The 12,498-nt window shown below is 44.7% G+C and carries 13 protein-coding genes; 4 read left to right on the forward strand and 9 right to left on the reverse strand.

Features of this window, described 5'->3' with window-relative positions:
* The first annotated feature begins 63 nt into the window (after positions 1–63).
* The 3 genes from SUN_RS02190 to SUN_RS02200 are packed head-to-tail and all read left to right on the forward strand — an operon-like array spanning position 64 to position 2,067.
* The gene (locus tag SUN_RS02190) at positions 64–684 is read left to right on the forward strand and encodes a type III pantothenate kinase (RefSeq protein ID WP_011980116.1); all 621 of its coding nucleotides are present in this window, start codon (positions 64–66) and stop codon (positions 682–684) included.
* Between the two features lie 23 nt (positions 685–707).
* On the forward strand, positions 708–1,328 hold the full coding sequence (gene hisG, locus SUN_RS02195; RefSeq protein WP_011980117.1) for an ATP phosphoribosyltransferase: 621 nt from the start codon (positions 708–710) through the stop codon (positions 1,326–1,328).
* Positions 1,321–2,067, forward strand: coding sequence for a class I SAM-dependent DNA methyltransferase (locus SUN_RS02200; protein WP_011980118.1), 747 nt, complete (start codon positions 1,321–1,323; stop codon positions 2,065–2,067). Before hisG ends, SUN_RS02200 begins: the two co-directional genes overlap by 8 nt.
* Before the next feature lie 22 nt (positions 2,068–2,089).
* Here SUN_RS02200 and rpsR read toward each other — a convergent pair whose 3' ends face one another.
* The 9 genes from rpsR to SUN_RS02245 form a co-directional block, all read right to left on the reverse strand.
* Positions 2,090–2,353 (reverse strand): 30S ribosomal protein S18, encoded by a 264-nt coding sequence (gene rpsR / locus SUN_RS02205; protein ID WP_011980119.1) that lies wholly within the window; start codon positions 2,351–2,353, stop codon positions 2,090–2,092.
* A gap of 11 nt (positions 2,354–2,364) precedes the next feature.
* Positions 2,365–2,862, reverse strand: coding sequence for a single-stranded DNA-binding protein (locus SUN_RS02210; protein ID WP_011980120.1), 498 nt, complete (start codon positions 2,860–2,862; stop codon positions 2,365–2,367).
* A gap of 21 nt (positions 2,863–2,883) precedes the next feature.
* Positions 2,884–3,267: a 30S ribosomal protein S6 gene (gene rpsF, locus SUN_RS02215; RefSeq protein ID WP_011980121.1), complete on the reverse strand. Its 384-nt coding sequence runs from the start codon at positions 3,265–3,267 to the stop codon at positions 2,884–2,886.
* Positions 3,268–3,405: 138 nt separating this feature from the next.
* Positions 3,406–5,313: an EAL domain-containing protein gene (locus tag SUN_RS02220; protein WP_011980122.1), complete on the reverse strand. Its 1,908-nt coding sequence runs from the start codon at positions 5,311–5,313 to the stop codon at positions 3,406–3,408.
* A 196-nt stretch (positions 5,314–5,509) separates the two neighbouring features.
* Entirely contained in the window at positions 5,510–6,487 is a 978-nt protein-coding gene (gene holA, locus SUN_RS02225; protein WP_011980123.1) for a DNA polymerase III subunit delta, read from the reverse strand.
* Complete coding sequence (locus SUN_RS02230; RefSeq protein WP_011980124.1) at positions 6,487–8,454, reverse strand: VacB/RNase II family 3'-5' exoribonuclease; 1,968 nt, start codon at positions 8,452–8,454, stop codon at positions 6,487–6,489. Before SUN_RS02230 ends, holA begins: the two co-directional genes overlap by 1 nt.
* A 162-nt stretch (positions 8,455–8,616) precedes the next feature.
* Positions 8,617–10,140 (reverse strand): FAD-dependent oxidoreductase, encoded by a 1,524-nt coding sequence (locus SUN_RS02235; protein ID WP_011980125.1) that lies wholly within the window; start codon positions 10,138–10,140, stop codon positions 8,617–8,619.
* A 90-nt stretch (positions 10,141–10,230) separates the two neighbouring features.
* Positions 10,231–11,061 (reverse strand): zinc metalloprotease HtpX, encoded by an 831-nt coding sequence (gene htpX, locus SUN_RS02240; RefSeq protein ID WP_011980126.1) that lies wholly within the window; start codon positions 11,059–11,061, stop codon positions 10,231–10,233.
* Positions 11,062–11,135: 74 nt separating this feature from the next.
* Entirely contained in the window at positions 11,136–11,543 is a 408-nt protein-coding gene (locus SUN_RS02245) for a DUF1566 domain-containing protein (RefSeq protein WP_011980127.1), read from the reverse strand.
* 303 nt (positions 11,544–11,846) lie between these two features.
* Here SUN_RS02245 and SUN_RS02250 point away from each other — a divergent pair, with 303 nt between their 5' ends.
* Positions 11,847–12,485 (forward strand): M15 family metallopeptidase, encoded by a 639-nt coding sequence (locus SUN_RS02250; protein WP_011980128.1) that lies wholly within the window; start codon positions 11,847–11,849, stop codon positions 12,483–12,485.
* Positions 12,486–12,498 lie beyond the last annotated feature (13 nt).

Below are 12,498 nucleotides of genomic sequence, written 5' to 3' on the forward strand. Positions count from 1 at the left end.
CACATTACACATTCAACAAAAAGTGGTGCTGTCAGGAGAGAGTACCCTGCATGAGGAGGATGAATGTTGTTAGCCGATATAGGGAATACCCATTTTCATATCTATGACGGTACTCATGTGGTGCATCTTTTTTATGAGGATACAATCAGAAAATATGCCGATGTTCCGTTGAAATATATTTCAGTAAACAATGATATCAAACAAAAGATCGGCCATATAGAAAATTGGGAGAATGTATCCGGGGTGATATCCCTGCCCAACGAATACGAAACGATGGGGGTGGACAGAAAAGCCCTCTGCCTAAGTCATGACAATGGTATGTTCATCGATGCAGGCTCAGCGATTACGGTGGATGTGATGGAAAGAGGTATCTATAAGGGAGGGTATATCTTACCGGGCATCAAAGCAATGCTGGAAAGCTATAGGCAAATCTCTCCGGCTTTGGATGTTTCCCTGGATGAACACATTGATCTTACCAAGCTTCCTCTTACAACAAAAGAGCAGATAAGCTATGGTATAATCGCGTCTATCAAAGCACTCATAGAAAAGCATAAAGACAAAAAAAGACTCTACTTCACCGGTGGAGATGGCCAAATGCTTGCCGGATTCTTTAGAGATGCGGTCTATGATGAAGCACTTGTTTTTAAAGGCATGCAGTATGTATTGCAGGCAAGTGAAAAATGAGAAATTTAAAATTAGGGTGAACCATGTTAACAGTTGCACTTCCAAAAGGAAGAATTGCAGAGCAGACTTTGGAGATCTTTGCAGAGATCTTTGGCGGAGAATTCAAGTTCGAAGGGCGAGAGCTCATTATGGAAAAAGAGGGCTTCAAATTCCTCAATGTACGTAATCAGGATGTACCGACCTATGTGGAACATGGTGCGGCAGACATAGGTGTGGTCGGTCTTGATGTCATTACCGAAAAAGAGCTCGACATTATCCAGCTTCTCGATATGCAGCTGGGTAAATGCAAAGTGGCCATCGGTATCAAAAATGAAGATGAGCTTGACTGGAACCGTCCGAATATCAAAGTAGCTACAAAAATGGTCAACATAGCCAAAAACTATTTTGCACAGAAAGCGGTCGGTGTAGAAGTGGTGAAACTTTATGGTTCCATCGAACTTGCTCCTCTTGTCGGTCTGGCAGATGCTATCGTGGATATTGTCGAGACGGGCAATACGATGAGAGAGAACGGACTGAAGGTCGCCGAGGATATTATGGATTCCTCCGCACATCTCATTGCCAATAAGAACAGTTTTTACGGTAAAAAAGAGGAGATACTCTCTCTTTATGAAAAGATCAAAGCCGTTGTAGAAAGTCGTGGATAATAATTCATCAGACTCCCTTGACCTCTACGCCAAAGTAGAGGACCTTCTCGGTGTCAAGGAGGCCGCTCCGAGCCTCTACGCATACTATCTCCTTTTTCTTAATGCTGTTGAATTCGATTCACTGCTTGATGTAGGCTGCGGCTCGGGGGATTTCCTTCGCCAGATGCAGGATGCCCTGCAGATCCACAAAGTCAAAGGCATAGACCTCAGTCCTCTTATGGTGGCACAGACACAAGAACAGGGCTGTGATGCAGAGTGCATCGACCTGTGTGACCTGAACGGTACTTACGATGTGATCACGGCTGTTTTTGATATGCTGAACTATCTCACCAAAACACAGATGGAGCAGTTTCTATCCTGCGTCAGAGAGCATCTTAATGAAGGCGGGTATTTTCTCTGTGATATCAACACGCTGTACGGCTTTGAGAATGTAGCGGTAGGTTCCTACATTGTCGATGATGATGAGAGGTTTTTGACGGTGGACAGTGATTTTGAAAAGAGTGAGTATATTTCGGAATTCACACTGTTTGAAAAAGAGGGAGATTGCTTTAACAAGTCTCAGGAAACGATCCGGCAGTATTATCATACGGTGGATAAGATAGTTGAATTAAGTGGTTTGGAATTGGTGAGTTGTGATGGTGTGACTCTATATGATATGGATAGTGCGGATAAATCGTTTCTTGTCTTCCAAAAAGTTAGGGAAAAATGGGGAGGAGTTCAAAGGATGCATCCGGAATGAACCGGATACGTTAATTATAAAACTATTTGATCAGTTCAAATGGGTTTTCAACAACATTCTTTCTATCTACGATATACGGAATAAGTGCTGTCTGTCTTGCTCTTTTGATTGCTACTGTTACCATTTCCTGGTGACGTTTACAGTTACCTGTCAATCTTCTTGGCATGATCTTGAATCTTTCGCTCAAGCTGAACTTGAGTGAATTCAGATCTTTATAGTCGATAAAATCAACTTTCTGCTCACAATATTTACAAAATCTCTTTTTAAATTTTCTTCTTTCTGCCATGGTATGTTCTCCTAAAACGGTATTTCATCTTCGTTGATGTCTATTTCCGGGATGTTCTGTGCAGGTGCCTGCTGTTGCTGTGGCTGCTGAGGGGCTGCATTCTGAGAAGACGCCGGCTGGGAGTAAGTGTCCTGCTGCTGGGGTGCGTTGTATCCGCCCTGCGCAGCCATCTGCTCACTCTCTCTCTTTGTATCGAGCATCTGCAGGTTCTCTACAGTGACTGAATGCTTGCTTCTCTTTGTGCCGTCCTGTGCTGTCCACTGGTCAAGCTTTAACCTGCCATCCACTAAAACTTTGCTTCCCTTACGTAAGTACTGGTTGGCAATTTCAGCAGTTCTACCGAAAAATGTCAAGTCGACAAAAAGTACTTCCTCTTTCTGTTCGCCTGTCTGAGACTTGAATTTACGTGAAGTGGCGATTGCCGTACTTCCGATGGCCGAGCCACCCTGTGTATATCGTATCTCTACATCTCTGGTAAGGTTTCCTGCTAAAATTATCTTGTTGTACATAAGGTTTCTCCTGTGGGCCGATTACGCCTCAGTTGTTTCTGCTTTTGGCTCAGCCGGTTCAGCGTCTTTGCTTTTGTTCGCTGCTGCAACAAGCTTGTCAAACTGTGCGATCTCTTTGTTTTTCACATATTTTACAGTTAAAAACTTAATGACCTCTTCGTTGATCTTGAGGTTTCTTTCGATCTCTGCGATCGCTTCGCCGTTTGCTTTGTAGAAAAGCACAGTGTAGTACCCTCTGTCGTTTTTCTGTACAGGATACGCAAGTTTTCTCATACCCATGTCATCAGTAGCAAGAAGTTCTGCGTCTACTTTGGCAAGAACGTCTTTGATCTTCGCGATCTCAGCTGCTGTCTCTTCTTCTGTCAATGTAGGTTTAACTACAAACAGTGTTTCATAACAATTCATGTTGTTCCTTTTGGTTTAATAGCCCATATAAATGCGGATATTTCCTATCCGTCCAAAAATGAGCAAGAATTTTGGAAGCAGTATATTACAGTATTTTTGCTTTGTTTTTGTTGAATTGTCTATCTATGTATACCGTAGTTATTTTTCTTTCAGTAGGCTCTCAATATCCTCTTTAGATATGGCTTCATAATGAAGATAACCTTGAATATAATGGCAACCTTGCTTAGTCAAATAAATCTCCTGCAAAGACGTTTCTACACCTTCAGCAATGACCTGTAGCCCAAGACTGTTACCAATATGAATAATTGCATTGGTTATTGTCATTTCCACAGAATTGTTAGGTATTTGTTCTATAAAGGATTTGTCTATTTTAAGTTTATCTGCAGGCAAACGTTTTAAATAAGTAAGAGAAGAGTACCCTGTACCAAAATCATCGATAGCAATGGTAATGCCCAAGTCTTTTAGGGCTTGCAATACCCTGATAGCCTCATCAATATTTTCCATAATATGACTCTCCGTTATCTCCAGTTCTATCCACTGTCCTTTACATCTTGTCTCAGCCAAAAGAGTCTCTATGAACTCAACAAACCCTTTTTGTTGTAAATGTTTTGTTGAAAAATTAAAAGAGATACGAGGGATTTTTAAACCTTGCTCTTTCCATGTAACTATCTGTTTCATACCTTTTTGTAAGATAAAATAATCTAAGGCAATAATCACACCCGTCTCTTCTGCATAAGGGATAAAGGCATCAGGATAAATAAACCCTAAGGTAGGGTGATCCCACCGTACCAAAGCTTCAAGTCCAACAATCGCATTGGTACGCGTATCTATTTGAGGTTGGTAATAAAGAAGGAATGTATCCGATGCAAACGCAGCATGTATATCTGAATCCATCAACACTACCTCATTAATATGATGCGTCATCTCCTTATCATAAAACTTATAGGTACCCCTACCTACTTTTTTTGCTTCAAACATTGTGGTGTCTGCATATTTTATAAGGTCTGCATAATATATACTATTTTGAGGATAGCAGCTGATACCTATACTCGCAGAGAGATAGAACGTATGATTTTGAAGAGTAATAGGTTCTTCTATCACAGCAATAAGTCTTTTTGCCATCGCTTTTACTTCATGCTTATCTTCTCCGTGAGGGAAGAGAATCGTAAATTCATCACCACTGATACGTGAAAAAAAGGCTTTTTTAGGGATATTTTTCTGTATCCTTCTGCTAATTACCTTTAGCACATTATCGCCTACATCATGTCCTAAAGAGTCATTCACTCTTTTAAATCTATCTAAATCTATAAACATGAGAGCAAACTGTAACGTATGTGCCGTATCCTTTTGAATCCACTGCTGTATTTCTGAATAAAATTTATTTCTATTGGGTATATCGGTTAAAAAATCATAATGCGCTTGATAGTCAAGTTTTCTTTTTTCCTCTTCGATATCTTTTGTTCTTGCTTTGACTCTTTCTTCCAGGTTTTTATTTGATTCTTCCAATAGAAATATAGTTCTAAGAAATTTTTTCTCAATCATCGCCACAAGTCCAACAGCAATAATCACAGGACTTATTTTTAAAAGAATAAATTCTAGAGAGTTATACCCTAAGATAGAATTCATCATTACTACGTAGGTAGAAAAAACAATGGTGATGAGTATACCCAGCCTTATATTGAGTACTAAAAAGGATGCTAAAATTTGGATAATTATCCATGCAGAGACAGGGTCCATAGTAGGGGAAAGATAGTAAGCATACATAGTGAGGAGTAAAAAGAAAACTGTCATCACGTAGACAAGTTTTGCGTAATTGTTTTTACCTACTTTTCTTGCAAGATAAAGAGAAATAAGTGTCAACAAGACGCCTGTACCATGTGCCATGGTATTAGTATAATCACCAAGTATATAATACATCAGTGTCATTATCATAAGGAAAACACTAATTATAGCTAGTGCTGCAGTGGTGAAAACATACCGTGTTTCTAACTCATATTCATCCGGAGTAAAGGTATAACCACAACGTAGAAAGCTATTCAACTGCATGGGCCTTACTCCTTTTTTATAGCAATGGTACTATAAAACCTATTATAAATAGACATAATATATTTGTGTTCCTCTGGTTCAGAATAATTCGATAGGCACCATTATTACTTCACCGACATTGTCACAGCATAATACTTATAAGGCACACAGGGAGAAAAAAACTTTTCTTCTTTGAAAGATATTGGTTGATGATGAATTATAGATACCCCTGTATCTTGATCAGTATACTGTAAAGCAGCACTTCCCTCTGGGTCGCAGGGGCTTTTTTCATCTCTATTTCACTCTCCAAAAGGTGTTCGAAAATCTTGAGCAGGGAAGCGGACTTGACACGCAGGGCAAGCTGGGCTTTCTGATCTTCTATCTGTTTTGGAAGTTTGTAGCCTAGGATGGCTGCCGAATCTACATGCCCGTGAAGCTTGATGTAGGCATGGAAAAGAAAGATCTGGTTGACGAAGAATTGAGTCGATCGCAGCAGGTCGTTCTCGTTCTCTCCGAGGTCAAGCAGTTTGGTGATGGTGGCCGTGATGGGCTTTTTGTTGAAAAGGTCTATAAGCAGTTGTTCCGTAGCAAGCGGTGCAGTGGAGTAGACAAGTCTGTCAATGTCCTTGCTGGTGACAGGAGTGCGAAGAATGGCAAGCTTGTCCAGTTCGTTGGAGCAGAGTGCGATGTTGTTGTTGAGCAGCAGCATCAAGTGCTGGAGTGCATAGTGGTCGATGTCAAGCCCGATACGCTGGGCTTTCTGCTGCAGTATGGCCACGCCCTCACGTATGTTCGCTTCGAAAAGACGTACCCAGACACCGCCTTTTTTGTCGGTAAATGCCGACTGCATGCTTTTGGCATCTTTGGCCGTGCCGTCATAGAGATAAAGGAAATAGTTGTCACTGTTCCTGTTTGCAAGAGCCACCAGGGCATCCAGCTCTTTTTTGGGGATCTTCTTGTCATGTTTGACCACGACCAGGTTGGTACCGCCAAAGAGCGAAGTCTGCGAAAGGAAGTTCTTCGCCTGTTCGAAATTCCATTCGTCATAATAGAGGTTCAGCGCACTCTCTTTGGCATCGAGCTTGGTTCTGTAGAGTTCGACATAATGGTCCATCATATACTCATTTTCACCAAAGACAAGTACGGCTTTGGGGAGTCCCTGGTTGAGACGCTGGTCGAATTCTCTTTGGTACATTACAGCTCCGTCTCCTCTTTGCTCAGCTTATTGACCAGTTCCGCCATAATGATGGCTTGAGGGATGTTCACTTCCGTGATCATGATGCGTATTTTGTCGAAGAGCATGATGTTGTCGCCTCTGAGATGTACGATAACACCCTGAATATCTCCAAAGAGTCTGGCTTTGGCACTCTCTCCCGCTTCAATGACCTCGGCTTCGAAGAAGGCCCCGATCTGCGTTTTGGCCCATCTGGCAAATTTGCGGTCTCTGAAATCCCATTCGGCTTTGGTCGCTTCCCTCTCCAGGTCCGATACCCTCACGCAGAGTGGTTCGATGTTGCGCAGGAGATATTCTGCCTCTTCCTCGTTGTTAGTGAGCTGTGTTTTGATGAGACGGTGCAGTATGAGGTCGGCGTAGCGTCGTATGGGTGAGGTGAAGTGGCTGTAATGGCTGAAGCCAAGACCGAAGTGGCCGACGTTATGAGATGAATAACTTGCCTGTCTGAGCGATTTGATGATCATTGCATCCACTTCGGCGGAGAGTCCCATCTTCCCAGCCTCTTTCTGTATGGCCCTGATGAGCGAAGGGGAATCCTCATACTCTTCAACATAGAGCCCGATGGCTGCCAGTTCGGTGAGCAGCGCTTCTATCTTTTGAAGCTGCGGCAGTTCATGGATACGGAAAATGCTGTCCCCGTCCCCTTTAAATCGTTTGGCGGAAGCCTGGTTGGCCAGCAGCATACACTCTTCTATGAGAGAATGTGAAGGGGTACCTGTCTCTATCTGCGTACTGACGAGGAGCTGCTCTTCGTTGAGGGTCAGCTTGATCTCTTCGCTTCTGAAATCGAAGCCGTGTTTGAGGCGCTCTTTGCGCAGTCTTTGGGTGATCCTGTAGAGGGGAAGAAGATAGTGCAGGATTTCTTTGACCTTTCCTGTCGCTTCTTTGCCGTTTGTGTCGATGATCCTGTCGACCGGTTCATAGTTGAAGCGGTGTCTGGAGTGGATAATGGCTTCGAAGAATTCTTCTTTGAGCGGTTTGAGAGAGTTTTGGTCCAGTGTGATCTTCGCAACGAAGGCAAGCCTGTCCACTTTGGGCTTGAGAGAACAGATGTTTTCACTCAGTTCACGCGGAAGCATAGGGAAGGATTTGTGCGGCAGATAAGTCGTGAATCCACGTTTCTTCGCCTCCTTGTCTATCTCAGTGAAGTAGGGGACATAATGGCTGACATCGGCGATGGCCACATAAAGCGTATATGTTTCGAGGTCAAAATAGACGGCATCGTCAAAATCTTTTGCCGTGACCGGGTCGATGGTGCAAAAGTCAAGATGGGTAAGGTCGATACGGTCGGTATGCTCCTCTTTGGTCACTTCCGATTCGATCTGTAGCGCCTCTTCCACGCATTGCGGTGGGAATTCGTCGTGACGATTGTAGAGTGCAAGCGAGATCTTCTCATCCACCCTGGGGTCATCGAGATGCCCGAAGACTTGGAGGACCTTGTCATCGTCCGCATCCACCTTCATCACAGTACCCAGCTTGAAGGCTTTGAGGTCCATCCCTTCCATGACGGCATGGGTCGGTTCACCGGTCTTAATATTGAGTACCATAAAATTGCCTGCTTCATCCCTGTGCGTATAGGCAATGGTAAAAAGATGGGCTTTGGTAATGACCATGACCACTTTCCCGCTGGCGCGTCCGCGTCTTGCAATGATACGTTTGACCACTACCGTATCGCCGTTCTTTGCATCTCCGAGATGATCGGGTTCGACCAGCAGGTCTTTCTGCTCTTTGAACTGCGATTCCACATAGCCTCTTCCGTCTTTGCCGATGTAGAGTTCTCCTGCCCGGTAGAGAGAACCCAGTTTCCATAGTCCGTCGACTTCTTCAATCGCACCGATACGCTGCAGTTCCTCAAAAGCATTCTTGTCTTCAAGCTCGATATCCGAGGGGAGACATCCATTGGTGAGTTGTACGGCAAAAGCGGACATTAAAAATTCCTTCGGAAATTTTGACGGACGGGAGATAGCGGTACACATTGATTCGTACGGTTTTTATATCGGATGGTGTTTCTGCGACTCGTCATAGTATAAGGACCCGCCTGTAGTGAATTTCAATTCTTGTCATAAATGAATTATAGCAAATTTTTTTGTTTAAAATGACCAGTGATCCCTTCTGTTTCTCCATGGGGAGTAGGGCTTGTCCCAGTAACTCGGAAGTTCGTGTCCGTCGTTGAGGTTCTGGAAGTATTTCTCTTCGTGTTCGTGTATTTCTGCACGGATCTGGGAGACATACTCGGCCTGGAGCTTCTGGTCTATCTGGCTTTGGGTCAGGTTTTCTTCAACCAGTTCGTGCTCGAACATCTCTTTGTTGAATGTCTTCCCCAGGAAATTGCAGAGGTTGATGACATCCCTTTTGGCATTGCCCAGGCAGCTGGTAGCTCCCGGAGAAGGTGTCATGTTGAAGATGATCCCTTCGCCGGTATTGATGGAAGCTTCTCCCAGCATCAGTTTGCGCTCTTTTTTGTTGAGTACTTGTGGACGGACCCCGCCGAAACCTTCGGCATAATGGATGTCGTCCACACTCAGGGAAGGAACGATCTTTCTGGCATCCTTGACAAAGAGTTTCTTGTTGAAGTAGGGTACTTCAAAAAGAAAATTCCTGAAGATGTAGTCCCTGATATCGCTGTCTTTGAGCAGGTCATAGAAGATGGTCACGATGTTGGTATCGAAGTTCAGTGTTTTCCAGAAGTCCATGTATGTCCCCGGCTTGAAACGTTCCAGCTTGGGAAGTACAAGCGCGGTGGGGCCGAAGCGTGTCAGGCCGTGTTCAAGGATATCCGGGTCACCGTGTAGCGCGGCAAAGGGAAGTTTGGGGTTCTGCACCATGTAGACCTTCCCGCTGAGCATCTTCTGGTTGGTCATGTAGAAGCTTCCTGCCATGGGGAGCGTGGCGAAATCCAGGCCGTAGCCCATTTTATGTGCGAGGAAAAGCGAGTGCGCACCGGCATTGACCACGACGGAATCAGCCGTGAAGGTCTCGTTTCCGGTCTCCACTTCATAGCCGCCGTCTGGCAGTTTGGTGATGTTTTTTACCTGTGTGTTGAGAAAAAGGTCCACCTCGGTATCCGGTTCCTTCTTCGCATTGTCAATGAGATTCTGTGTCATTTTCCCATAATCAACCGTGGTCCATTCTCCCTGGGACCCGATGCCTACGATGGTCTCTGATCGCTCTTTGCCATTCTCGTCAAAGACAAGTTTGGGCTCGATGGTCTTGAGATGTTCTTTGTCCCAGACCTGCAGGTTAGGAAAGAGATCCTTGAACTCCTCGTAACGCTCCAGCATGAATTCCACTTCCCTGTCCCCCACACCTAGGGCCATCTTCTGATGGGAGAAAATCACTTCATTCTCCAGTTTGTGCTGCAGACAGTACTTCTCGACCATTTTGGCAGTCTTCTTGGTAATGGATGCTTTGGAGACGGTATAGTTCGTCTCGATATCCCCGAAGTGTATGGTCTGCGAATTCGCTTTTCCCTGTGAATTGAGTGGGGCTACTTTTTCGTATTTTTCCAGCACGGCAATGCTTTTTACATCGGTGTATCGTGCCAGTTCGTAAGCCAGCGCGGCACCGGAGATACCGGCACCTACAATAAGGACTTCATAGTGATTGTTGTTCATTTGTTTACCTGAGATTTTATCTGCAAAAGTATAGGGGAACTATCTGTAGAAGCCTCTGAAAGAGGCGGAAAAACTCTGGCAGAAAAAGCATTACTTGAGTGCTTCGAGTCTTTCTATTCTCGCTTCGGTACTCGGGTGAGTGGAGAAAAGCTGTTTGAGTGATACATCTTTACCGCTAAAAGGATTGATAATGAACATATGCGCTGTCTGTGGATCGGCTTCTGGCAGAGTGATGCTTCTTGCATAGTTGTCCAGCTTGGTCAGAGCGCTCTGCAGCCATTCAGGGTGTCCCGTCATTCTGGCGGAACCTTCATCCGCCATGAATTCACGGTTACGGCTCACCGTCATCTGAATGATGGATGCAGCCATCGGCATGATGAACATGAGTGCCAGCATGACAAAGATGTTCGGTCTGTCTCTGTCACCACTGCCGAAGAACATACCGAAGTTCGCCAGCATGGCAATAGCTCCGGCTATGGTCGCGGCCACGGTTCCTATGAGCATATCGTAGTGCTTGATATGGCTGAGTTCATGGGCGATGACCGCTTCTATTTCTTCATCGGTCATCAGGTCCAGCAGGCCTTCGGTCACGGCCACGGCAGCATGTTCATAGTTCCTTCCTGTAGCAAAGGCATTGGGCTGCTGCTCGGGAATGATGTAGAGTGCGGGCATCGGCAGACCAGCTCTTCGTGTCAGTTTTTCAACGATCTGGTAAAGTCCGCTGGCATGCGCTCTGTCCACTGGCTCGGCATGGTAGTGGCTCAGCACCTGCTGATCGCTGTAATAATAGGCATAGAAATTCATTCCCGCGGCTACAAGAAAGGCGATGACCATCCCCGTCTGCCCGGCGATCATCCCGCCAAACCAGATAAAAAGCAGGGTAAGCCCGGTCATCAGGGCATAGGTTTTGAATTGTTCCATAATGGTTTATCCTTTTTTTAATGTATATCTTAGTTCAAGAGTGTAAATAGAAGGTAAATATTTTTTCGGGGTAGTCATTGTATGTCTCGTACACAGCGGATATGGCGTTCATAGCTCTTGTAATTACTATATTCGTAGCCCCGTTTAAAATTCATCATCCAGGCGAACTCTTCATTTGATTCATTTTCGGAAGAGGACCAGTAGTATCCGGAGCCACCCATATAGTTAAAGCCTTTTTTCATACCTCCGTCGCGTGGTTCTGTACTGAGTATATGTTTGAGTTCTTTAATGCTTGGAAGCCTCCAGTCATTGTGCCCGGCCAATCGTAACTGGCGGCAATATAACATGGCCCCATTCCAATCTTTTTGTATATATTTCGCGTCACTGTTGTCTTGCCACATAAGCCCCGTTTTACTATCAACAAAGACATCGGATGCCAAAGACAGGCTACCGGCTATAAACATCAAAAAGAGTATTCTCATCTGTTTCTCCTGTTATTTTGTGTTTCCAAGTATACCAAAGTTGGAGACTCTTTTTGTATTTTATTGTTTTTGGTTGATTTTTCACAGGGGTCAGAAAACTATGTTACACTTTGAACCCGGATTATGCATTGGAGATTACAGAACGCTACGCAAACCATTGCACCGTGGGCACTTACGGAGAAACCATCGATGCACCTACGGGTGCACCTCAAGTTTTCCACAAATACTCACAGAGCAAGCGTTTGGCAGATTTCAAGTAATTCTAATGCATAATCCGGGTTGAAAATGAAACAGGATTTTAGAATGAAACATATTGTACTTGTTGTTGGACTTTTTTTTGGCAGTTCTGCCACTGCCGATTATCGGGCCCGTATCTCGAAGATCACCCCGCAGATCAAAGAACGGATGATTAAAGGAAACTCCTGGCGACAAGGTTGTCCCGTGTCCCTGAATGATCTTCGGTATCTTCGGATGACCTATCGGGATTTCAGCGGCAAAGACAGGCAGGGGGAGATGGTTGTAAACAGAACGGTCGCTACCGAAGTGACGCGGATATTCAGAGAACTGTATGAAGCGGACTACCCCATAAGAAAGATGAAGCTGGTGAGCGACTACAAAGGAAGTGATTGGCAGTCCATTGAAGCGGACAATACTTCAGCCTTCAACTGCCGTAAAGCGACAGGTTCCAAAAACTGGTCCAGACATTCCTACGGCAAGGCGATCGATCTCAACTCCATAGAGAACCCGTATATCTCGCACTCGGGGCGCATTGCACATAAAGAATCACTTCAGTACAGAAAACGTGTCCACAAAAAGAGTACTCCGGCTGACAGAGCTGTATTACTTAGAAATGACAGGGCTGTGAAGATCTTTAAAAAGTATGGCTGGAAGTGGGGCGGCGACTGGTCCGGAGTGAAAGATTACCAGCACTTTTCAAAATAACAGACAGGAGAGA

Source organism: Sulfurovum sp. NBC37-1 (assembly GCF_000010345.1).
Taxonomy (GTDB): domain Bacteria; phylum Campylobacterota; class Campylobacteria; order Campylobacterales; family Sulfurovaceae; genus Sulfurovum.